We start from the raw sequence: 20,854 nt of genomic DNA on the forward strand, positions 1-20,854 counted from the left end.
CCGTCAACGGTCAGCGCCGAATTTCCTTGCGTAACCGCGTGAGGCTTCCTAATTTTCCCGTCAATTCCAATGAAATGATGATTCCGATCATGTTGTACAGGAGTAGCCCGATGAAAAAGATCACGCCGCAGGATGCGCTTGTCTACATCATGATCACGACGTCTGCTGCGGACACGACAATGACCGATGCCGAACTGTCGTCCATCGGCAATGTCGTTTCCCGCCTGCCGGTCTTTCAGGGCTTCGACAAGGAGCGCCTGCCGAAACTCGCCAGCGACTGCTATGCGCTTCTGGCGGATGAGGACGGACTGGAAAAAATCCTTGATCTCGCGCATGACGCCTTGCCGGAACGCCTCTACGATACGGCCTATGCGCTGGCCGTCGAAGTGGCGGCCGCTGATCTGCATGTGGAGCAGGAAGAGCTTGAATTCCTCCAGATGCTGCGTGACCGCTGGACGCTGGATGAACTGACCGTCGCCGCCATCGAGCGCAGCGCCCGCGTGCGCTTCCGCAAGCTCGATCCTGCTGTCTAGAACGGCTTTCCTGATCCTGGGCATGCAAAACGGGCGGAAAATCCGCCCGTTTCTATTCGTTCGGGAAAATCAGCACACGACCGGGAGCAGTCGTGCCTTGCGCCTTTCCAGAGCGACACGCATGATGCGGGCAGCTTCTGCGAATGTGGGCGTTTCCTTCCAGTGTTCAGCATGAATGATGCCGGTCGGGACGATAGCTTTCAGCGCTTCCAGCGTGTGGCGCGGCACCATGTCGGTGCAGTTCCACAGGCGGCGGAAGACGACGCTGATCCGTGTCACCTTGCCGTTGACCTGAACGGACGGCTCGGCGGTTTCCAAGGCCCAATCCTCATAGGCATCGACTGCATCCTGAAATGCATGATGCAGATAGATCGGTGCGTGACCGTCATGAAGCGGGGGCAGCAAACTGGACATTTCTGTTTCCTCTCTTCCAATGTGGTTCAGTTTTTCAGGGGGCATTTGCCGCTGGATGGATGAACTGGCAGCGCACAAATGCATTTCAAACAAGAGCCATGCAATGCTCTTCACTGGTCTATGTGTGCCGATCAGAAACTGAAGCTCACGAAATACGACAACACATAATTAACCATGATCTACGGAGAAAGCCCTGTTTGACAAGAGGCGATTTTCTTTAATTCAGCTTTTGGCGGAAAAATAATTCAAACGCATAGGTTGAATTACTGCAATAATAAGCTGGCCAATCTTTGAAATATTAGTTTTACTCTACGGTTACAAATGCCGGAAAACGAAGTCTTTTTCGGCATTTATTGTCACCGTAACAGATTTTGATCCTGTCATTTATGGGTGACTGATGTAGAAATGCGAACAACTGAGGCAAGATTGCGGGGCACGGGATATGGCGCAACTGGTTCTGTCGCGTAGGGCTTTTCTGGCGGGCTCAACCGCCTTGGCTGCTGTCGCCGTCTGGCCGCAACGGTCGGCTGCGGCAGGTCAGGCGCAGAAAGGCGGGCGGCTGGTTGTGGCCGCAGATTCAGAGCCGCGCAATCTCAATCCGGCCATCGTGGCATCCAATGGCGTCTTCTTCGTCGCAAGCAAGGTGGTCGAGCCTCTGGCGGAAGCCTCCTTCGAGGGCGAGAACGGTCTCGCGCCGCGTCTTGCCACTGGCTGGGAAGGTTCCGCCGACGGGCTGACGGCGACATTCCGCCTGCGGGATGGTGTCAAATGGCATGACGGCAAGCCCTTCACATCGGCGGATGTGGCCTTTTCGGCGATGGAAGTCTGGAAACCGCTGCAAAACCTAGGCCGTGTCGTCTTCAAGGCGCTGGAAAAGGTCGAAACGCCGGATGATCTGACGGCTATCTTCCATTTCTCCGAACCGACACCCTTCCAGCTTATCCGCAATGCCTTGCCGGCCTTGACCGCAGTGCTGCCGAAGCACGTCTTTGCCGGCAGTGACATCATGGCCAATCCGGCCAATGAAAAGCTCATTGGCACCGGCCCGTTCAAATATGCCGAGCATAAGACCGGCGAATATTACCGGCTGGTCCGCAACGACGATTATTGGGGCGAAGGCGAGCCTTATCTGGACGAGATCGTCTATCGTGTGCTGCCGGACAGGGCAGCAGCGGCGGGTGCGCTGGAGGCCGAGGAAATCGACCTGGCCGCCTTTTCCGCCGTGCCGCTTGCCGATCTGGACCGTATCTCGAAGGTTCCGGGCCTCACCGTCATTTCCAAGGGGTATGAGGCGCTGACCTATCAGCTGGTGGTGGAGATCAACCATCGCCGCAAGGAACTGGCCGACCTGAAGGTCAGGCAGGCGATCGCCCACGCTATCGACCGCGATTTCGTCGTGAAGACGATTTTCCTGGGCTATGCCAAGCCTTCAACCGGCCCTGTGCCGCGTTATGACAGCCAGTTTTATACCGATGACGTGCCGTCCTATCCGTTCGATGTCGCCAAGGCCAACGCGCTTCTGGACGAGGCGGGCTACAGGCGGGGCAAGGATGGCACGCGCTTCACGCTGAGGCTTTTGCCCGCACCCTATTTCAACGAAACGAAACAGTTCGGCGATTATCTGCGCCAGGCGCTTGCTGCTGTCGGTATCGATGCGCACATCGTCAACAATGATTCCGCCGCGCATCAGAAGGCGGTTTATACCGATCATGATTTCGATCTCGCCATTGCGCCCACGGTCTATCGCGGCGATCCGGCCATATCGACCACAATTCTGGTCGAAAGCGGCATTCCGGCAGGCGTGCCGTTCTCCAATCAGGGCGGCTATGCCAATGCGGAACTGGATGCGTTGATCGCCAAGGCCGCGCGTGAGATCGACGAGAAAAAGCGCACCGCCCTTTACCACCAGTTCCAGCAGATGGTGCAGGCGGATTTGCCGCTCATCAATGTCGCGGAATGGGGTTTCATCACGGTTGCAAGCGACCGCGTGAAGAATGTTTCCAACAATCCGCGCTGGGCTGTTTCCAACTGGGCGGATACCTGGCTCGAACAGTGACGAACCACCTGGATTGATTGTATCCTGCCATTGTGAAACAGATTCTGGCCCTTTTCCGCAAGCGACTGGTCGGCAGCATCATCGTGCTGCTGATTGTCATTGTCGGCTGCTTTTTCATGCTGGAAAGCGCGCCCGGCGATGCCGTCGACGCCTATGCCGTGACATTCGGCGGGGATGCGGCAACCATTGCCGAGATGCGGGCGCGCTGGGGGCTGGATCAATCCATCTGGCACCGGCTTGGAGCCTATCTGGCAGCGCTTGCGCAGGGTAATCTCGGCTGGTCCGTCAGTTTCAACCGGCCCATTCTTGACGTTATACTGGAACGCCTGCCCAACACGCTGCTTCTGATGGGGGCGGCGACCGCTCTGTCCTTTGCCGCAGGTTCGCTCCTCGGTATTGTGGCCGGGGCGAGGCCCGGAAGCTTTCGCGACCGGCTGCTGTCAGTCGCATCGCTCGTTCTCTATGCGATCCCCGGTTTCTGGCTGGCGCTCGTGCTGGTCATCCTGTTTTCGATCAGGCTGCGCTGGTTGCCGTCGAGCGGCATTGAAACAATCGCTTCCGGCAAGCAAGGGCTGGCGCGGGCAGGCGACATTGCTGTCCATCTGGTGCTGCCGGTTGTCTCGCTGGCGGTGATCTATCTGGCGCTTTACCTGCGGGTCATGCGGGCCGCCATGGCCGACATATGGCGCATGGATTTCGTGCGGGCCTTGCGGGCGAGGGGCATTTCGCGTTCGCGCATCATCCTGCGCCATGTGGTGCGCAACGCCTTGCTGCCGCTCGTGACCGTGCTGGGCTTGCAGGCCGCATCGATGCTCGGCGGCAGCGTGGTGATCGAAAGCGTTTTCGCCGTGCCGGGGTTGGGGCGGCTGGCGCAGGAGGCCGTTGCGAGCCGTGACACGCCGCTTCTGCTCGGCGTCATTCTGGTCAGCGCCATCATGGTGATCGCGGTCAATTTCCTCATCGACCTGATCTATCTCTGGCTCGATCCGCGCATCGCGAGGGGAGATGGCAGGGCATGAACCAGCCTAAACGTTATTTCAGAACGGGTGAGGGCATAACAGGCATGATCCTGCTGGCGCTGCTGGTTCTGGCGGCACTTGCCGCACCTCTCATCTTTCCCGGCGATCCTTTAAGCATTGTCGCAACGCCGCTGCTGCAACCCCTTGAAAATTCCCATTTTCTTTTCGGAACAGACCGGCTTGGACGCGATGTTCTGGCGGAGCTTTTCTATGGTGCGCGCACATCGCTGGGCGTCGGGCTGGCCGCCGCCCTTGCTTCAATTGTCCTTGGCAGCATCGTCGGAACGCTGGCCGGTTTTGCGGGCGGCATCATCGATGAAGTGCTGATGCGCATCACCGAAGCCTTCCAGACAGTTCCGGGCTTCCTGCTGGCGCTGGCGCTCACCAGCATTGCCGGGCCGTCGCTGCCGGTGCTGATTGCTGCAATCGCCCTTTCAAGCTGGACACAGGCTGCACGTCTGACACGCGGGCAGGTACTTTCGATCCGCGAAAGCGACTATGTGGTCTCGGCCCGCGTCATCGGCATGCATCCGATGGAAATCGCCTTCCGCCAGATATTGCCCAATGCGCTGCCGCCGGTGCTGGCGCTGGCGCCGGTCATCGTCGCTTCCGCCATATTGATCGAAGCCGCCTTGTCCTTTCTGGGTCTGGGCGATCCAAACCGCGTCACCTGGGGCGGCATGATCGCCGAAGGGCGCACGGTCTTGCGTTCGGCCCCCTGGCTGTCCATCCTGCCGGGTCTGGCGCTGGCAATGACTGTTGTCGGCGTCTATCTGGCAGGCGAAGGGCTGACGAACGCCATATCCCGCCGGGAGGCGCTGTCGTGAGCCCCCTTGTCCGCCTTGAAAAGCTATCCGTATCCTACGGCAGCGAGCCCGCGCTGGAGAATATCGATCTGGATATAGGACAGGGCGAAACGCTGGCGATCATTGGCGAAAGCGGCTCGGGCAAAAGCACGCTGGCGCTGGCCCTGGCCTCTCTCCTGCCGGGCAATGCGCACATTTCCGGTCAACTGGATTGGGCGGATGGCAAGCCGCGAGCGGGCCGCGATATAGGCTTCGTATTTCAGGACCCCGCGTCGAGCTTCGATCCGCTGATGACCGTCGGCGCACAACTTGTGGAAACCATTCGCGCCCATGCGAAAATCGACAGGGTGGCGGCGAAAGCAAGAGCGACAGGCCTTTTGCAGCGTGTCCATATTCCGCAAGCCGACGCCAGTTTCGCACGCTATCCGCATCAGTTTTCCGGCGGGCAGAAACAGCGCATCGCGATTGCGCTCGCCATTGCCGCCAGCCCGCGCCTGCTGATCGCGGACGAACCGACGAGTGCGCTCGACACCATCGTGCAGAAGGAGATCGTCTCCCTCCTGCGCGAACTGGTGCGCACAGACGGGATGACGCTGATCTTCATCACCCATGACATCGCGCTGGCCTCGGGACTGGCCGACCGCATCGCGGTTTTCCGGCAGGGAAAGCTGGTGGAGTTCGGCCCGGCACGAAATATCGTCTCCAACCCGCAGACGGATTACACCCGGGCGCTGATTGCCGCCGTGCCAGTGCTGGAGGCGGCGCATGGCTGAACCGCTTTTGCAGGCAGATCAGCTTGTGGTTCGCTATGGCGACGCCGTTGCGCTTGACGGCATCAGCCTCACGATCGAGCCGGGTGAAACGCTGGCGCTGGTCGGTCCATCGGGCAGCGGCAAGTCCACGTTGGCGCGTGCACTTCTGCGGCTTCACCCGCCTGAAAGTGGCGCAATCCGCTTTGAAGGCCGCGACTGGATGGCGCTCAAGGGAGCTGAACTGCGCAGGCAGCGCGCGCGCATGCAGATGGTGTTTCAGGACCCGCTTTCAGCCTTCAACCCGCGTGCGAGCGTTTATGATCTCCTGCGCGAGCCGCTGCGCATTCACGGGCTGAAGCGCGACATTGCCAGCCTTCTGCAAAGGGTTGGGCTTGATCCGGCGCTGGCGCGGCGCGGCGTCCATGAGATTTCCGGCGGGCAGCGCCAGCGTGTAGCGATAGCGCGGGCGCTTGCAACCGCTCCGTCGCTGGTCGTGCTGGACGAAGCGGTTTCGGCGCTCGATGTTACCGTGCGCGGCGCCATTCTCGCCTTGTTGCGGGAAATACAGAAAGCCGAGCGGACGGCCTATCTTTTCATCACGCATGATCTCGCGGTCGCGGCCCGGATGGCGGATCGTATCGCGGTGATGGAGCGCGGGCAGATTGTCGAATGCCGCCCGACGCAGGAATTGATAACGGCACCGCAAGCGCCTGTCACAAAGGCGCTGATCGATGCGGTGCCGAGACTATTTGTCTAAGCCTTCCCCAGTTCCACCGAACGCTTGCGGGCCGCTTCCACGGCTTCGGCCACAAGCGTCTTGAGACGGTCGCCGCCCATCAGCACTTCAAGCGCGGCGGCGGTGGTGCCGTTCGGGCTTGTCACCTGTTCGCGCAGTTTTGACGGCGTGTCCGTGCTGGCATCAGCGAGGGCGCCTGCGCCCATCACGGTCTGCATGGCAAGCAACGCTGCCGTTTCACGCGGCAGACCGGCGGTCACGCCAGCGTCGGTCAGCGCCTCGATGAAGTGGAACACATAAGCCGGGCCGGAACCCGAAACGGCGGTGACGGCATCCATCAGCGCTTCTTCGTCCACACGCGCAACCTTGCCGGAGGTCTCAAGCAGACGCGCGATGAAAGCTTCGTCCTCATCGCTCACATTGGCGTTCTTGTAGGTGACGAGCATGCCCTTGCAGATGGCCGCTGGCGTGTTGGGCATGCAGCGGAGCACGGCAGCGTCCTGTCCCAGCTCGCTTTCAAAAAGCGCGACAGGAATGCCCGCTGCGACGCTGACGAAAGTGGCAGCCGATGCAAACCGCTTATAGGCGGGCAGAACCTTTGCCATGACCTGCGGCTTGACGGCTACGAGAACCATGCGCGGCTTCAGATCACCGGGCAGGGCGTCTGCATCGGCAAAGGCATGGACGCCAGCGCCGGCAGCGCGATCGCGAAGCGCTTCGGTCGGCTCAACGACATAAACGTCCTTCGCCTTGAGGATACCGCTATCGAGCCAGCCCTTGAGCATGGCGAAGCCCATATTGCCGCAACCGACCAGAATTACCGTGTCATGCATATTGATCGTTCCACCCTTGGAGTTCGTTTGGAGCATGGTATAGCGCCGCCTCGCCGGACTGCGCAAGCATATGCGGCCTATCCACGTGTTTCTAAGGTTAAATCATTGATCGATCAGGCTATATCGCGCACTATGAGCCTGAATTGAGTGGAGTTTCGGAGGGGAAGAATGGATCCGGCTTTGACAACGGGCGTGCCGCCAGCCGAAGCTTTCGGCCATGTCCGCATCATCATAGGCATGATCCTCGGCTTGTGCGTTTCCCGCCTTTTGACAGGACTGGCGCGGTTCATCCAGCATCCGGGCAAGCAGAAGATTTATCCGGTCCATCTGGCCTGGGTGGGTTTCATCCTGCTTTCGGTCATCCATTTCTGGTGGTTCGAATTCGGCCTGCGCACCATTCAGCTCTGGACCTTCGAGAAGTATCTCTTCGTGATTTTCTACGCCGGTCTCCATTTCCTGCTCTGCACGCTGCTCTTTCCCGACAGCATGGAGGAATATACCGGCTACCGCGATTACTTCATTTCCCGGCGCAAGTGGTTTTTCGGCATTCTGGCATTGGTCTATGTCGCCGATTTCATCGACACGCTGTTGAAGGGCGCCGATCACTACCGGGTCTACGGCATCGAATATCCCATACAGGTCGCCTGCTTCATCCTGTTCAGCCTGATTGCCGTGTACTGGGGCGACAGGCGCTATCATGCGGCTTTTGCTGCCGTTGCGCTGGTTTATCAGATCACCTTCACGCTGCGCCATTTCGCGACCTTGAGTTAGAGCATTTCCAGCAAAAGTGTGAAACGTCTATGCGGGGAAATCAGTTCACTGGACTGATTTCTTATGCCGCTTCGATGCGTTGGATAATGCTATGAAACAAATAGTTAGAGCGGCTCTGTTTTAACCGGAACCGCTTTACGACTGTCGCTCTGCATTGCGCCGGGTTTCACCGTCCACGATTTCGCGGAACCGGCGCAGCAGCGGGTGGCGGGCGGTCTGCCTCACGCCGTAACCCAGGTTGAAAGCATAGTCGAAATCGGGCGGATTGAGCCCGATATTGTGCTGCATCATGGTTTCAAGCTTGTCGAAGCCCTTGGCGAAGATCGCCTCCGGTGAGCCGCCTTCGTTATAATCCGCCCAAAGCTCGATGATTTCCGTGCGCAGATCGTCCGGCAGCGGCTCGCACAGCGTCATGAGGTCGGCTCTTTCGCGCTCGGCTCGCCCGTCATCGGCGGATTGATGGATGGCGGGCACATCGCCCGAAATCGCTTCGCCCAGATCGTGGACGATGCACATCTTGATGAGTTTCAGCCGGTCGCAATCGCCCAGTTCCCGGTCGAACAGCGATACCAGCAGGCAAAGTCGCCAGCTATGTTCGGCGGTGCTTTCCGGTCGGCCTTGAGAGGTATGGCCGGAACGTAATGTGCTTTTCAGTCGTTCTGCATTCTGGATAAATCGAATGATGCCGTGCAGCCGGTCTGGATCGATGGCGTATTCCGTTTCGGCGTTCATGCGGGCCTCCTGATTTATCTGCATGAATCAACGTATATAATTGCAATTTTAACGGTTTATTTGCCATGATGAATATTAATCTGGATCAATAAACAGGGTGCAATCGGGACGGAACGATGGTGGAGAGGGACAGAGAGGGGAAACGTGCGGCTGGCCGTCCGCTTCTGGCCTATGCGCCGGAATTCCTGCACCCTGCTTCCTCGTTCCGTGGATTTCAGGATACTGAAGAGCGCGAACATCAAAGACGCCGGGAGGAACTGCTTCGCCGCAAGCAGGAACTGTTGGACGCCGAACATGATGGCTCCATTGATCCGAAGGCCGATATGCAAGGCCGGATGTACGCCGTGCGTGAGGCCTTGCAGGCCAATCTCGATGGTGCGGCGGCCAGGGCGCAACCAGTGCCGCAAACTCCCACAACCGCTTCAAAGCCTGAAAGCCAGCCGGTGAAATTGCCCCGTCGCAGGCGGCGCTGGGGGCTTCTGGCCGGTTTCACGCTGCTGGGCGGAATTATCGGAACTACCTATGCCTTTCTGGTGCCGCCACAATATGCGGCTACGGCTTCCATGCAGGTCTTCCCGCCGGAGCGGCGCAGCGAAATTGCCTCCAATGCCGTTCTTGAGCGGGCCGCGCAGATGGCGCGTATCGAACGTGCCACCGACCTCGGTGCCCCATCCGTTCTGGAGGAACTGCGTTTTCGCCTGACCCGACTGCTGCCCGAAGACCTGCGGTCTCCCGCAGTTGCATGGCCCCACTTGCCGGGCGCGCAATTGCTGCGCCAGCGCCTCGATTTCACGCAGGCGCTGGACAGCGGGACGGTGAATGTCGAAGCGACGGCAGACAAGCCGGAAACGGCGGCACTTCTCGCCAATGCCGTTGCGCAGGCGTTTCGCGATCATCTGCAGGGCGGCGCTTCGCCGGGCGGGCCTGAAGGCGACCTTCCGGCGCGACTGCAACGGTTGGAAGCGGATGCCGAAGCGGCACGGCAGGCGGCAAATGCCTTTCGTATGAGCCGGGATTTCGGCGATGACAACAACAAGGCCGCGCTTCAGCGCGAGTTCGCCGACAGCAAGGCCGAGACGGCGCGGATCGCAGCCGAGGCCAACAGCCTGAATGGGGCCAGCGCCGAAAGTCTCGTCCGCAAGGGCGTGCCGGAAAGCATGCGTTCGGGAGCCCTCGGAGCGCTGGTGGAGCGCTATCGCACAGCGGGGCAGGGGGGCGAAGCGAAGCAGATCGAGGCCCAGATCGCGACGGAGATTTCAAGCCAGCGCAGCGTCTTGCAGGCCGATCTTAAGAATGCGGTCGAACGTGAACAAAAAGCAGCCGCCGCCATTGCCGGTTTCGGCTCGACGCCCGCCACGGACGAAGACAAAGCCCGCCTGCAAATGCTGGAGCGCGATGCAGCGGCGAAGCAGGCGCTGTTTGAAGATTTGCAGATGCGTGCGGCGCGCGGTGAACCGGCCTCCGCTGGTTCCGCGGCGACGGTGCGGATTGTAGCGCCGGCCATTGCTGAACCGAACCCGCGCGATCTCCCGCCGCAGTGGATCATCGCCCTTGGCTTTGGGGGCGGTTTCCTGCTTGGCCTTCTTTCCATGGCGCTGGCCGGTCGCAAGCCTCGGTCGCCGTCAAAGATGGAAGCTGAACCGGAAGAGGTTCTTGAAACCTACGGCGAGACGCGTCTTGCCGCCGTAATCCGCGAGGCCAATGCGCGGTGGGAAGCCGAGAATGAAGGCGTCAGCCGACCGAGGGAAAACACCGCCCTCGGTCGTGCCATCGACGAGGTGCGTTCGTCCCGTGCTTCGCGGCTCTGACATGACCCGGCGTTCTGAAATTTCATAAAATCCTGCCATAAAATCCTGCATTGTCGCGCATTCGCCAATTGTCATCGGGCGTCATGACGCTTATGGGCATGTGTGCGGAAAATATGTCGTGTATTTCCCAGACAATCCCGAATGAACGGAGCGCTCGCTATGGCCCAATTGATTGATGGCAAGAAGCTCGCCGAGGATGTGGTTTCCACGGTGAAGACCGAGACCGAAAAGCTCGTGGCTGCAACCGGCATTGTGCCCGGTATTGCAGTGGTGATTGTCGGCGAAGACCCGGCAAGCCAGGTCTATGTCGCTTCCAAGAGCCGCAAGGCCAAGGAATGCGGTTTTCACTCCGTTCAGCATGACCTCCCGGAAACGGCGTCGGAGCGCGAGCTTCTCGACCTGATCGAGAGCCTGAACAACGACCCCGCCATCCATGGCATTCTGGTGCAGTTGCCGCTGCCCAGGCACATTGATTCAGGCCGGGTGATCCAGACCATTTCCCCCGACAAGGATGTCGACGGTTTCCATTTCATCAATGTCGGAAAGCTTGGCACCGGCGAGGTTGAAACGGCTTTCGTACCCTGCACGCCAGCGGGCGCGATGATCATGATCGAGCGCGTGCATGGCCGCGATCTTTCGGGGCTCAATGCCGTGGTGATCGGGCGTTCCAACATTGTCGGCAAGCCGATGTTCAATCTCCTGCTCGCCGCCAATGCGACGGTTACGGTAGCGCATAGCCGCACGAAAGACCTGCCCGCGATTGCCCGCACGGCGGACATTCTGGTGGCGGCGGTCGGACGCCCGCAGATGGTCAAGGGCGACTGGGTCAAGCCGGGCGCAACAGTGATCGATGTCGGCATCAATCGCATTCCGGCGCCTGAAAGGGGCGAAGGCAAGACGCGACTGGTCGGCGATGTCGATTTCGCGGAAGCCGAAAAGGTCGCCGGAGCGATCACCCCGGTTCCGGGCGGCGTCGGTCCGATGACCATCGCCATGCTCATGGCGAACACGCTCACCTCGGCTTGCCGCACTGCTGGCGTGAAAAAGCCAGTTTTTTGACACAATTGAACTGCGCTTTTTGTGCAGTTTCATTCCGGTTTTGATGGTTTGAGAGGCAAAACAGCTGAAATCACTGTTTTGCCTTAATTTCATTTCCGGCCTTTTCAGAACACCGAAGCGCCTTCGTCAGCCCGACCGGCGATCTGGCGGAAAGCACGAAACAATTCGCGTCCCATGCCATGTTCATTGCCGGAAAGATCGGGGCGATCCTCGCCGCGATCGTTCAGCAGGGCGATATTGGTCAAGGCTTCCAGCGTACCGTTGACGGCATCGAGGCGGATAACATCGCCGTCGCGGATTTTCCCGATGATGCCGCCATCAAGCGCTTCCGGCGTGACATGGATGGCAGAGGGAACCTTGCCCGATGCGCCGGACAGGCGGCCATCGGTGACAAGGGCGACACGCTGGCCGCGATCCTGCAAGATGCCCAGAACTGTCATCAGCTTGTGCAGTTCCGGCATGCCATTGGCTTTCGGGCCCTGATAGCGAACCACGGCGATGAAATCGCCGGTCAGCTCGCCCGCCTTGAACGCGGCCTGCATTTCCGCCTGATCGTTGAATACCCTGGCGGGCGCTTCGATAACCTGACGTTCCGGCTTCACGGCGGAAACCTTGATGATCGCATTGCCGATATTGCCGGTCAGGACCTTGATGCCGCCGGTAGGCTGGAAGGGCGCGTGAATCTTCGCCAGAACCTTGTCGTCGCCGCTTTTTTCCGGCACCGGCTCGCGCACGACATTGCCGTCAGCGCCAAGCTTCGGCTCGATGGCGTAAGGCCGCAGACCTTCGCCGAAGACGGTGCGCACATCCTCATGCAGAATGCCGCCATCGAGAAGCTCGCGGATGAGAAAGCCCATGCCGCCAGCGGCATGGAAATGGTTCACATCGGCAAGACCGTTCGGATAGACACGCGCCAGCAGCGGGACCACGTCCGAAATCTCGGAAATATCATGCCATGTCAGCTTGATGCCGGCGGCGGCGGCCATGGCGATCAGGTGGATGGTATGGTTGGTGGAACCGCCGGTCGCATTGAGACCGATGACGCCATTGACGAAGGAACGCTCGTCCAGCATTTCGCCGACCGGCGTGTATTCATTGCCGAGCGCGGTGATCGCCAGCGCACGCTTTGCCGCTTCGCGGGTCAAGGCGTCGCGCAGCGGCGTTCCCGGATTGATGAAGGATGCGCCCGGCAGATGCAGGCCCATGATTTCCATCAGCATCTGGTTGGAATTGGCCGTGCCGTAGAAAGTGCAGGTGCCGGGGCCGTGATAGGATTTCGACTCCGATTCCAGCAATTCGGCGCGCCCGACCTTGCCTTCGGCATAAAGCTGGCGGGTCTTGGCCTTTTCGTCGTTCGGCAGGCCGCTGGTCATCGGCCCGGCAGGCACGAACACGGCGGGCAGGTGGCCGAAGGCCAGCGCACCGATGATGAGGCCGGGAACGATCTTGTCGCAGACGCCGAGATAAACGGCGGCATCGAACATATCATGCGACAGGCCGACGGCGGTCGCCATCGCAATCACTTCGCGGGAGAACAACGACAGTTCCATGCCCGCGAACCCTTGCGTGACACCATCGCACATGGCGGGCACGCCGCCTGCAACCTGCGCCACGCCGCCTGCTTCACGCGCAGCCTGCTTGATGAGCTGCGGAAAGGTTTCGAACGGCTGATGCGCCGACAGCATGTCGTTATAGGCGGTGATGATGCCGAGGTTCGGAATCTCGTCGCCGGTCAGCGCCGCCTTATCGTGCGGACCGCAGGCGGCAAATCCATGCGCGAGGTTGGCGCAGCCCAGCACCGCCCGCTTCGGCTTGTTGGATGCAGCCTCACGCACACGGCCAAGATAGGCTTCGCGCGTCGGCTTGGACCGTTCGCGAATGCGCGCGGTGATTTCCTGAATGCGTTTATGCGCCGTCTCGGTGGGCATGGGTGTCACCTTTGCCGATATAACCAGAGCATTTCCTGTTTTTGATGAATCGCTGGAAATGCTCGATCTGTTTGTTTTATCGCGCATCTTTTCCGAAAACCGGTTCCCACTTTTCGGGATGCGCTCTAGCTGCTCCAGTAAAGCTGGATCGGTGTGCGGGCATGATGGAAGACAGCCCGCACGGGCATTTCATTCTCGTCATCGCCGGAAAGCGCCTTTTCCAGCGTTGCCTGCTTGGCGGCGCCTTCGATATGCAGAACCAGCATTTCGGCTTCGGCGATGATGGGAAGGGTCAGGGTCAGGCGTTTCTCACCAGCACCCTCGGCATGGATGGGCAGCACGAGCGCCCGGGTTTTCGGGTTGATCGCCTGATCGAGGCGGTCCGCACCCGGAAAGAAGGAGGCGGTATGCCCGTCATTGCCCATGCCAAGCACCACCACGTCGAAAGGACGGCGCAGCGCATCGATGCGGCTGGCGGCGGCAAGCGCCGCCGTTTCAGCGGTCGCTGCCGGATTGTAAAGGCCGACGAACCTTGCCACGCCCGCATGGTCGCGCAGAAGATGCTCACGCACCAGCTTTTCGTTGGAGCGGTCGCTTTCGACGGGCACGAAACGCTCATCCACAAGTGTGATCGTAACAAGGTTCCAGTCGATCATCTTGCGGGAGAGCACTTCGAACAGCCTGAGCGGCGTGGTGCCGCCGGAGACGGCGAGCGTCGCCTGTCCCCGTTCAGCGATGGCGGCATTCAGCTTGTTCGCAATGGCTTCGGAGAGCGCCTGCGCCAGTTCTGTTCCGCTGGTGAAATCGTGCCGTTCGATGCTCATTCCATTCCCTTCCAAGACAGAAATCAGAGGCTTTCGTGCCATGTGCGCCCGTCACGCTCGATGAGCGCGATGGACGATGACGGCCCCCATGTTCCTGCCGTGTAGCCCTGCACAGGCTGGCTGTTCAACTCCCAACCCTGCAGGATCGGATCGACCCAGCGCCATGCGGCTTCAACTTCGTCGCGCCGCATGAACAGCGTCTGGTTGCCGCGAACCACATCCATGATGAGGCGTTCATAGGCATCCGGATTGCGCTCGCTGAAGGATTCGGCAAAGCTCATGTCCAGCGGCACATGGCGCAGGCGCATGCCGCCCGGACCCGGATCCTTGATCATCAGCCACTGCTTCACGCCCTCATCGGGCTGGAGCCGGATGACGAGCTGGTTGGCGATCACCTTGCCGGCGCTTTCGCCAAAGATCGAATGCGGGATCGGCTTGAAGGTAACGACGATTTCCGAAACGCGCGTGGCAAGCCGCTTGCCGGTGCGCAGGTAGAAGGGTACGCCAGCCCAGCGCCAGTTGGCGATTTCGGCCTTCAGCGCCACAAAGGTTTCGGTATTGCTGGTGTCGCTTTCCAGATCTTCCAGATAGCCGCGCACCGGCCCGCCCGCCGAGGCACCGGCGCGATATTGGCCGCGCACCGTCACATCTTCGACATTGAGATTGGTAATCGGCTTCAAGGAGCGCAGAACCTTGACCTTTTCGTCATGGACCGCATCGGCTTCGACCGATGAAGGCGGCTCCATCGCAACAAGGCAGAGAAGCTGGAGAATGTGGTTCTGCACCATGTCGCGCAGCGCGCCCGCCTTGTCGTAATAACCGGCGCGTCCTTCCAGGCCGACCGCTTCGGCGACGGTGATCTGCACATGGTCGATATGGGCGGAGTTCCACAACGGCTCATAAAGCGCATTGGCAAAGCGCAGCGCCATCAGGTTCTGCACGGTTTCCTTGCCGAGATAGTGATCGATGCGGAAAATCTGGTCTTCGCGGAAAACGCTGCCGAGCGTGTCGTTGAGCGCCATGGCGGATTCCAGATCGCGACCGATCGGCTTTTCCACGATGATGCGCGTGTCGCGGGTGATTAGCCCATGCGCTTTCAGCCGAGTGGCGATATCACCGAACAGCGTCGGGCTGACGGCGAGATAGAAAGCGCGGATCTTTTCCGGCTTCTTGCCGATCAGGGTCTTGAGTGCATCCCAGCCTTCTTCCGACTTGGCATCGACAGCCACATAGCTGAGGCGGGCGAGAAACCCGTCGACTTCCTTCTCGTCGACTTCCTCTGGCTTCACATGCTCATGGATGGCATTGCGTGCGAACTGCCGGTATTCGTCATCCGTCATGGCGCTGCGCGATGCGCCGATGATGCGCGTCGGGTCGGTGAGCTGGCCTGCACGCTGACGCTGATACAGCGCCGGGATGAGCTTGCGTTCGGCAAGATCGCCGGAACCGCCGAACACGATGCAGTCGAAGGGCTCTACCGGAATTGTCTGGCTGGTCATCTATCGCTCTCTTCTCTTCTTGCGCAAATCAGTCTGCCTGTGGGCAGCATGCGATTTTAACGCTGCCCTTGTCTATTATCTAATCGATTTAAATTCAACAGTCGCAATGCCGCATTCCCGCGAAAGTGAAAGCATCCTGCGATAATTGACGGATTAACGGCTTGTGCACACATGACATGTTCATCTTAAGGCCATATTGGAACAAACAATCTGGATTCAAGTGATTTGGCCAAGTTGGACGGTATCTTGGTTATGCCAAAGGAGAATGACATGAAGAGGCTGCAGGATAAGGTCGCAATCATCACGCGCGGTCGGCTGCTCGGTTCAGGCATGGCGCGCCGATTTGCAGCCGAGGGTGCCAAGGTCGTTCTCGCCGATGTGAACGTGAAGCATGTTGAGGATGAACTCGCCGAGATCGGCAAGAACGGCCTTGCCGTGCAGGCCGATGTTTCGCGCAAGGACGACATGGAGCGCGTGGCGCGCGCGGCGTTTGAAGCATTCGGCTCCATCGACATCATGATCAACAATGCCGGTTTCACACATCGAAACATGCCGCTGACGGAAGTCACGGAGGACAATTTCGATCTGATCGCCGCGGTCAACATGAAGGCGCTTTATTATTCGACCCAGATCGTGGTGCCGATCATGGAGCATCAGGGCAGCGGCGTCATCATCAACACGGCTTCCGCAACTGCGCTGCGTCCGCGCAAGGGGCTGGTCTGGTACAGCGCCTCCAAGGGCTGGATCATCAGCGCGACCAAGGCCATGGCGCTGGAGCTGGCGGAAAAGAACATCCGCGTCAACTGCATCTGCCCTGCCGAAAGCGAGGGTGAGGCATTGAAGCTGTTTCTGGAGGAGGATACGCCGGAAGCGCGGGCAGCGCTCAAGGCGACCATTCCGCTCGACCGGTTCTCGACGCCCGACGATGTGGCGGAAGCCGCTCTCTGGCTGGCCTCGGACGCCGCGTCGATGGTGACGGGGACGGCACTCAATATCGACGGCGGTTACTCAATCTGAGATTGCAGCTCTGGCGGCCTGCAAATGGCGTTGTTTTGCGCCTCCGGTGCTCATGCTCACCATAACCACAATCTACCAATCTAGCCGTTGGCTTCGGCGAGGAAGTCATCGAAGATGGCTTCCAGCCGCCTGTGCCGTTCGGCTGCCATGAGCTTTCCGGTTTCCGTCTTGAAACCGGAGGCAAGGCCGAACAGTTTCGTGCGGAAATGGTCGAGCGCGAAACGCTTGTCGTCCAGCGGGCGGTTTTCGGCGTGCGGGTCGCGCCAGTCGTAAAGCGCACTGCCCATGCGGCCCGCAATGTAGAAGCACCGCGCTGCACCAATGACGCCGATGGCATCGAGCCGGTCGGCATCCTGCAATATTTTCGCTTCCACCGTGACAGGCTCGATATTCGCCGAAAAACTGTGCGCCTCGATGGCGTGGGCGGCAAGGCCGATGCTCGCTTCATTCCAGCCGAGATCGCGCAGCAGCCCCGTCGCCTTTTCTGCCGCCAGACGCGAAGCGCGGTTTCGGTCGGGCGAATTCTTTTCCACGCTCACGCAATCATGCAGCAGGGCGGCGGCGCAAAGCACTTCCGCATCGCCGCCTTCATGACGCTGAATGGCGGCTGCATTCTTCCAGACGCGGGCAAGGTGGGACAGGTCGTGCGACCCGTCCTCGCCATGTTCGAGCGCATGAGGCAGCAGCCTTTCGGCGAGCGTTTCAAAGGGCGTGAAGATATGTGCTGTCATGCTGGTTCCGCCATGGTTGGGGGATTCGGTCCATGACAGAATTACGGGTTCCTGCGCAGCACGGTCCAGTTATAAAATGCGCCGAGCATCATGATCAGGCATGTGCCGAGAAACACGGAGCGCATGCCGAAGTGACCGCCGACAAAGCCGCCCGCGACCGGCCCGGCAACCTGGCCGACATATTGCGCCGAGACGGAAAGCCCGAGAATGCCGCCCGCCACACGGTCGGGGACATTGTGCCTTATGACGCTGCTGATGCAGGGCAGGAGGCCGCCCAGTGCCAGCCCCATCAGAAAGCGCAGGCCGATCAGCTGCCAGGCTTCGGTCACGAAGGCCTGCGGGATCAACAGGAGTGCGGAAATCGACAGCGCGCCGATGATGACGCGCGTATGGCCGATGCGGTCGGCAAGGCGACCGAGCCGCGATGACGACAGGATGCTGCCGAGTGCGGCAGCCGCCATCACCACGCCGGAAATTAGCGTCACTTTCGTCTGGTCGTCCATCAACTGCATCACATAGACGGTGATGATCGGCTCTATCGACATATTGGCGAAAAGCAGCAGCATGCCCGTCACCAGCATGGCGATAACCGGTTTCCTGTCGGGAACGGCTGCCCAGATGGATTCCGCCTTCTGCTCTTTCGTCGGCTTGGGCGGCTTGCGCTCTTCGCGGATCAGAAATGTCGTGGCCAGAAAGGTGAGAAAGATCACGCCGCCCGCCAGCCAGAAGGTTGCGCGGATGCCGATCAGCGGCGGCAATGCGCCGCCGAGCAGCGGGCCTGCCAGATTGCCCGCCATGATGCCCGCAGAAAGCGCGCCCAGCGCCCAGCCGGTTTTTTCCCTTGGCGTCTGCGTGGCGACGAGGATCATGGAGCCGGACGAATAGCCGCCCGCAATGCCGACGAACAGGCGCAGCGCCACCAGTTGCCACACGCTCGTCACCATGCCGATCAGCGACATGGCGATGGCCATGCCGAGGCTGGCGCGGATCAGCATCAGCTTGCGTCCGTAACGGTCGCCGAGCTTGCCCCACAGCGGCGCGACGAAGGCTGCGGCCAGAAAGGTCGCGCCATAGGCGATGCCCGACCATTGCACGATCGCCGCATGATCCGCGACACCCAGCTGTTCCACATAGAGCGGCAGGAAGGGCAGGAGGAGCGACATGGCTATGAGCGTAGTGAAGGAACCGAGGAGGCAGATCAGCAGGTTCTGCTTCCAGTAGCGTTCCGGGTTGTCTTCGGCGGTCACATTTTCCTGGCAGGCTGCGGTCTCATCGTCGGCAGCGGCTTGGGCGGTGCTCATGTCATATCTCGCGATTGCAATGTATTCCATTTTGGGATACCAAAACGGTATGCATGAATGCGCCTGTCGAAACGACTTGTCAATCGGGGCGCTGCCTTAAAACGGAGAATGGTTGCCGATGTCACAGATGAGGCAGGTTGAAACGCAGCTTCGCGACATGATCCTCGGCCTGGAACTGGGGCCGGGCGAGCGTTTGACCGAACGCTGGATCGAGGCGCAGTTTGCCGCCTCGCGCACACCGATCCGGGCGGCACTTCTGCGGCTGGAAGCGGAGGGGCTGATCTGCCGCGAAGGGCGCGGCTGGACGGTTTCGCCAATCAATCTCGGCGAGATCGAACAGATCGGCGTCTATCGCGAGGCGCTGGAAATCGCCGCGTTAAAGCTGACCTGCGCGCTGGAAGATCGCAGCGGCGTGGAGCCTATTGCGGCCATGCTGGACAGTTGCGACGCCGACACCTCGCGCGAGGAATGGCACCGGATCGGCATGGATTTTCATATCGAGCTGGCGCGGCTTTCCGGCAACGAGTTTCTCAGCCGTGGCGTGCGCGATGCCATGCAGCGCCTCTCACGGGCGCGCTGGCTGGAGGTGCGCGACGAGGCGGCGCTCGCCCGCGCATGGGCCGAACACCGCGCCATTCTCGACGCGGTGCGCGAAGGAAATGCCGAAAAGGCGACGGCGCTGATGGGCGCGCATCTGGACGGAAGCCGCAGCCGCCTCGTCAGCAATCTCCACGAGGACCGTCGCGGCCTCAAGGCGCGCGGCTTTGCCGTCATCAGCGCGTGACAGGGGTCACCGCCATTCGGGCAGCTTATGCCCGTCTCGCGAATAATATTGCGTGCGCCCATCACCGATGCCGATATCCCGCAAGAGATATTCCGGCGAATATTCGTTGATGGTGATACGGGTGCGCCTGAACGAAAACAGGCGTGAAAACAGCGCGCTCCAGCCGCTTTCCGTTGCGTGGCTGATCGCGGAGGCCGTGGCGGTCGTGCAGGCAGAATCGAGGTTTTTCATGATCTCACCTATCGGATGAAGCGGCTGTGGGAGGCAGCCGCCTGTTAAATTCTGCCTATAGCTATGCGCCGGAAAACCTTTGTTTTCCAATCGAACATCGAGTAGTGTGCATAAGGAAAACTTATGCATCATGACGACAGCGCTTCCCCCTTTATCGGCCATTCGCGTTTTTGAATCCGCCGCCCGCCATGCAAGTTTCACCCGCGCTGCGGCGGAGCTGGGCATGACGCAGGCTGCGGTCAGCTATCAGATCAAGATATTGGAGGAGCGCGTCGGCGCGCCCCTGTTTCTGCGTATGCCGCGACAGGTGGAACTGACGGAACTTGGCAAATGTCTGGCGCCTTCCATCACGGAAGCCTTCGAGACGATGCGCAATGCCTTTGCCAGCCTGCGGGAGGATGCGGAGGGCACCCTGTCGATCAGCGTTCTGGCCACCTTTGCCGCCAACTGGCTGGCGCATCGGCTCGGCTCGTTCCAGATGCGGCATCCATCGCTTGCGGTCAGGCTCGACACGTCCGACAGCTTGATCGACTTCGCGACGACCAATGTCGATATCGCGATCCGAAGCGGCTTCGGCAAATGGCCGGGACTGGAAGCGCATCAGCTCATCAAGGCGAGTTTCACGCCGATGCTGAGCCCGGCTCTGGCCGCAACCATCGGCGGGGTGAAGGAACCTGCCGACCTGCTACGGCTCAAGATCATCGACGCGAGCGACCCCTGGTGGAAAATCTGGTTCGAGGCGGCGGGGATCGAAAACCCGCAATTACCGGGCAATACGCAGAACCGGCTTGGAGCGCAGCACATTGAAGGGCGGGCGGCTGCCGCAGGGCAGGGCGTCGGCATCCTGACGCCCGCTTTCCACCAGATGGAAATCGCCACCGGCCAGCTTATCCAGCCCTTCGACATTCTCGGCGACGATGGTCGCGCCTATTGGCTGGTCTATCCCAAATCCCGCCGCACCACGCCAAAAATCCGCGCATTCAGGGAATGGATATTGAGCGAACTCGACTGCGGATAGAT

Annotated in this window: 21 protein-coding genes; 12 read left to right on the top strand and 9 right to left on the bottom strand. The window is 60.2% G+C overall.

All coding sequences use genetic code 11. The features are described from left to right. Positions 1-110 precede the first annotated feature (110 nt). The gene (locus ACS5UA_RS18825) at positions 111-533 is read left to right on the top strand and encodes a tellurite resistance TerB family protein (protein WP_006470576.1); all 423 of its coding nucleotides are present in this window, start codon (positions 111-113) and stop codon (positions 531-533) included. A 69-nt stretch (positions 534-602) separates the two neighbouring features. Here ACS5UA_RS18825 and ACS5UA_RS18830 read toward each other — a convergent pair whose 3' ends face one another. After that, positions 603-947 carry a hypothetical protein gene (locus ACS5UA_RS18830; protein ID WP_063620285.1) on the bottom strand — a complete coding sequence of 115 codons (345 nt, stop codon included), beginning with the start codon at positions 945-947 and terminating at the stop codon, positions 603-605. Positions 948-1,389: 442 nt separating this feature from the next. Here ACS5UA_RS18830 and ACS5UA_RS18835 point away from each other — a divergent pair, with 442 nt between their 5' ends. Genes ACS5UA_RS18835 through ACS5UA_RS18855 form a run of 5 tightly spaced genes read left to right on the top strand, consistent with a single transcriptional unit; the run spans position 1,390 to position 6,337 of the window. Next, on the top strand, positions 1,390-3,003 hold the full coding sequence (locus ACS5UA_RS18835; RefSeq protein ID WP_063620284.1) for an ABC transporter substrate-binding protein: 1,614 nt from the start codon (positions 1,390-1,392) through the stop codon (positions 3,001-3,003). Between the two features lie 17 nt (positions 3,004-3,020). Continuing rightward, positions 3,021-4,022, top strand: coding sequence for an ABC transporter permease (locus ACS5UA_RS18840; protein WP_063620283.1), 1,002 nt, complete (start codon positions 3,021-3,023; stop codon positions 4,020-4,022). Beyond that, positions 4,019-4,849 (top strand): ABC transporter permease, encoded by an 831-nt coding sequence (locus ACS5UA_RS18845; protein ID WP_063620282.1) that lies wholly within the window; start codon positions 4,019-4,021, stop codon positions 4,847-4,849. Before ACS5UA_RS18840 ends, ACS5UA_RS18845 begins: the two co-directional genes overlap by 4 nt. Further along, positions 4,846-5,601, top strand: coding sequence for an ABC transporter ATP-binding protein (locus ACS5UA_RS18850; protein ID WP_063620281.1), 756 nt, complete (start codon positions 4,846-4,848; stop codon positions 5,599-5,601). The genes ACS5UA_RS18845 and ACS5UA_RS18850 overlap by 4 nt, the downstream gene beginning before the upstream one ends. Then, positions 5,594-6,337, top strand: coding sequence for an ABC transporter ATP-binding protein (locus ACS5UA_RS18855; protein ID WP_063620280.1), 744 nt, complete (start codon positions 5,594-5,596; stop codon positions 6,335-6,337). The genes ACS5UA_RS18850 and ACS5UA_RS18855 overlap by 8 nt, the downstream gene beginning before the upstream one ends. Here the strand turns inward: ACS5UA_RS18855 and proC are convergent. Further along, positions 6,334-7,149: a pyrroline-5-carboxylate reductase gene (gene proC, locus ACS5UA_RS18860; protein ID WP_443101642.1), complete on the bottom strand. Its 816-nt coding sequence runs from the start codon at positions 7,147-7,149 to the stop codon at positions 6,334-6,336. The genes ACS5UA_RS18855 and proC overlap by 4 nt on opposite strands. A gap of 168 nt (positions 7,150-7,317) precedes the next feature. On the opposite strand from proC, the gene ACS5UA_RS18865 reads away from it, so the two are divergent. Beyond that, positions 7,318-7,920: a hypothetical protein gene (locus ACS5UA_RS18865; RefSeq protein WP_063620279.1), complete on the top strand. Its 603-nt coding sequence runs from the start codon at positions 7,318-7,320 to the stop codon at positions 7,918-7,920. Positions 7,921-8,055: 135 nt separating this feature from the next. Here ACS5UA_RS18865 and ACS5UA_RS18870 read toward each other — a convergent pair whose 3' ends face one another. Continuing rightward, the gene (locus tag ACS5UA_RS18870; RefSeq protein WP_063620278.1) at positions 8,056-8,652 is read right to left on the bottom strand and encodes an HD domain-containing protein; all 597 of its coding nucleotides are present in this window, start codon (positions 8,650-8,652) and stop codon (positions 8,056-8,058) included. Between the two features lie 116 nt (positions 8,653-8,768). Between ACS5UA_RS18870 and ACS5UA_RS18875 the strand changes: the two genes are divergently transcribed. Together ACS5UA_RS18875 and folD are read left to right on the top strand one after the other, a co-directional pair. Further along, on the top strand, positions 8,769-10,460 hold the full coding sequence (locus ACS5UA_RS18875) for a Wzz/FepE/Etk N-terminal domain-containing protein (RefSeq protein ID WP_443101632.1): 1,692 nt from the start codon (positions 8,769-8,771) through the stop codon (positions 10,458-10,460). Between the two features lie 159 nt (positions 10,461-10,619). Then, on the top strand, positions 10,620-11,519 hold the full coding sequence (folD, locus tag ACS5UA_RS18880; RefSeq protein ID WP_025091015.1) for a bifunctional methylenetetrahydrofolate dehydrogenase/methenyltetrahydrofolate cyclohydrolase FolD: 900 nt from the start codon (positions 10,620-10,622) through the stop codon (positions 11,517-11,519). A gap of 104 nt (positions 11,520-11,623) precedes the next feature. On the opposite strand, the gene edd is transcribed toward folD, so the two are convergent. The 3 genes from edd to zwf all read right to left on the bottom strand — a co-directional run bounded on the left by edd (position 11,624) and on the right by zwf (position 15,770). Further along, on the bottom strand, positions 11,624-13,447 hold the full coding sequence (gene edd / locus ACS5UA_RS18885; protein WP_025091016.1) for a phosphogluconate dehydratase: 1,824 nt from the start codon (positions 13,445-13,447) through the stop codon (positions 11,624-11,626). A gap of 125 nt (positions 13,448-13,572) precedes the next feature. Next, entirely contained in the window at positions 13,573-14,271 is a 699-nt protein-coding gene (pgl, locus tag ACS5UA_RS18890; protein ID WP_021587394.1) for a 6-phosphogluconolactonase, read from the bottom strand. Positions 14,272-14,294: 23 nt separating this feature from the next. After that, positions 14,295-15,770 carry a glucose-6-phosphate dehydrogenase gene (gene zwf / locus ACS5UA_RS18895; protein ID WP_006469298.1) on the bottom strand — a complete coding sequence of 492 codons (1,476 nt, stop codon included), beginning with the start codon at positions 15,768-15,770 and terminating at the stop codon, positions 14,295-14,297. 270 nt (positions 15,771-16,040) lie between these two features. Between zwf and ACS5UA_RS18900 the strand changes: the two genes are divergently transcribed. After that, a complete protein-coding gene (locus tag ACS5UA_RS18900; protein ID WP_443101633.1) occupies positions 16,041-16,787 on the top strand; it encodes a glucose 1-dehydrogenase in 747 nt (248 codons plus the stop codon). 80 nt (positions 16,788-16,867) lie between these two features. Here the strand turns inward: ACS5UA_RS18900 and ACS5UA_RS18905 are convergent, their stop codons facing one another. Together ACS5UA_RS18905 and ACS5UA_RS18910 are read right to left on the bottom strand one after the other, a co-directional pair. Continuing rightward, positions 16,868-17,518 carry an HD domain-containing protein gene (locus ACS5UA_RS18905; protein ID WP_063620276.1) on the bottom strand — a complete coding sequence of 217 codons (651 nt, stop codon included), beginning with the start codon at positions 17,516-17,518 and terminating at the stop codon, positions 16,868-16,870. A 41-nt stretch (positions 17,519-17,559) separates the two neighbouring features. Then, entirely contained in the window at positions 17,560-18,819 is a 1,260-nt protein-coding gene (locus ACS5UA_RS18910; protein ID WP_063620275.1) for a multidrug efflux MFS transporter, read from the bottom strand. A gap of 118 nt (positions 18,820-18,937) precedes the next feature. On the opposite strand from ACS5UA_RS18910, the gene ACS5UA_RS18915 reads away from it, so the two are divergent. Continuing rightward, positions 18,938-19,603, top strand: a complete 666-nt coding sequence (locus tag ACS5UA_RS18915) for a GntR family transcriptional regulator (RefSeq protein WP_006473066.1) — start codon at positions 18,938-18,940, stop codon at positions 19,601-19,603. Between the two features lie 6 nt (positions 19,604-19,609). Here ACS5UA_RS18915 and ACS5UA_RS18920 read toward each other — a convergent pair whose 3' ends face one another. Next, positions 19,610-19,834, bottom strand: a complete 225-nt coding sequence (locus tag ACS5UA_RS18920; protein WP_063620274.1) for a hypothetical protein — start codon at positions 19,832-19,834, stop codon at positions 19,610-19,612. A 130-nt stretch (positions 19,835-19,964) separates the two neighbouring features. Here ACS5UA_RS18920 and gcvA point away from each other — a divergent pair, with 130 nt between their 5' ends. Next, positions 19,965-20,852 carry a transcriptional regulator GcvA gene (gene gcvA / locus ACS5UA_RS18925; protein WP_063620273.1) on the top strand — a complete coding sequence of 296 codons (888 nt, stop codon included), beginning with the start codon at positions 19,965-19,967 and terminating at the stop codon, positions 20,850-20,852. The last annotated feature ends 2 nt before the right edge of the window (positions 20,853-20,854 follow it).

Source organism: Brucella sp. RRSP16 (genome assembly GCF_052246815.1).
Taxonomy (GTDB): Bacteria; Pseudomonadota; Alphaproteobacteria; order Rhizobiales; family Rhizobiaceae; genus Brucella; species Brucella intermedia.

Bases quoted from the DNA above. Each gene is read 5' to 3' on its own strand.
- ACS5UA_RS18920 (WP_063620274.1), bottom strand. From the start codon at position 19,834: ATGAAAAACCTCGATTCTGCCTGCACGACCGCCACGGCCTCCGCGATC.
- ACS5UA_RS18825 (WP_006470576.1), top strand. From the start codon at position 111: ATGAAAAAGATCACGCCGCAGGATGCGCTTGTCTACATCATGATCACG.
- ACS5UA_RS18855 (WP_063620280.1), top strand. From the start codon at position 5,594: ATGGCTGAACCGCTTTTGCAGGCAGATCAGCTTGTGGTTCGCTATGGC.
- ACS5UA_RS18915 (WP_006473066.1), top strand. From the start codon at position 18,938: ATGTCACAGATGAGGCAGGTTGAAACGCAGCTTCGCGACATGATCCTC.
- folD (WP_025091015.1), top strand. From the start codon at position 10,620: ATGGCCCAATTGATTGATGGCAAGAAGCTCGCCGAGGATGTGGTTTCC.
- ACS5UA_RS18865 (WP_063620279.1), top strand. From the start codon at position 7,318: ATGGATCCGGCTTTGACAACGGGCGTGCCGCCAGCCGAAGCTTTCGGC.
- zwf (WP_006469298.1), bottom strand. From the start codon at position 15,770: ATGACCAGCCAGACAATTCCGGTAGAGCCCTTCGACTGCATCGTGTTC.
- proC (WP_443101642.1), bottom strand. From the start codon at position 7,149: ATGCATGACACGGTAATTCTGGTCGGTTGCGGCAATATGGGCTTCGCC.
- ACS5UA_RS18835 (WP_063620284.1), top strand. From the start codon at position 1,390: ATGGCGCAACTGGTTCTGTCGCGTAGGGCTTTTCTGGCGGGCTCAACC.
- ACS5UA_RS18900 (WP_443101633.1), top strand. From the start codon at position 16,041: ATGAAGAGGCTGCAGGATAAGGTCGCAATCATCACGCGCGGTCGGCTG.
- pgl (WP_021587394.1), bottom strand. From the start codon at position 14,271: ATGAGCATCGAACGGCACGATTTCACCAGCGGAACAGAACTGGCGCAG.
- ACS5UA_RS18910 (WP_063620275.1), bottom strand. From the start codon at position 18,819: ATGAGCACCGCCCAAGCCGCTGCCGACGATGAGACCGCAGCCTGCCAG.
- ACS5UA_RS18830 (WP_063620285.1), bottom strand. From the start codon at position 947: ATGTCCAGTTTGCTGCCCCCGCTTCATGACGGTCACGCACCGATCTAT.
- gcvA (WP_063620273.1), top strand. From the start codon at position 19,965: ATGACGACAGCGCTTCCCCCTTTATCGGCCATTCGCGTTTTTGAATCC.
- ACS5UA_RS18875 (WP_443101632.1), top strand. From the start codon at position 8,769: ATGGTGGAGAGGGACAGAGAGGGGAAACGTGCGGCTGGCCGTCCGCTT.
- edd (WP_025091016.1), bottom strand. From the start codon at position 13,447: ATGCCCACCGAGACGGCGCATAAACGCATTCAGGAAATCACCGCGCGC.
- ACS5UA_RS18905 (WP_063620276.1), bottom strand. From the start codon at position 17,518: ATGACAGCACATATCTTCACGCCCTTTGAAACGCTCGCCGAAAGGCTG.
- ACS5UA_RS18870 (WP_063620278.1), bottom strand. From the start codon at position 8,652: ATGAACGCCGAAACGGAATACGCCATCGATCCAGACCGGCTGCACGGC.
- ACS5UA_RS18845 (WP_063620282.1), top strand. From the start codon at position 4,019: ATGAACCAGCCTAAACGTTATTTCAGAACGGGTGAGGGCATAACAGGC.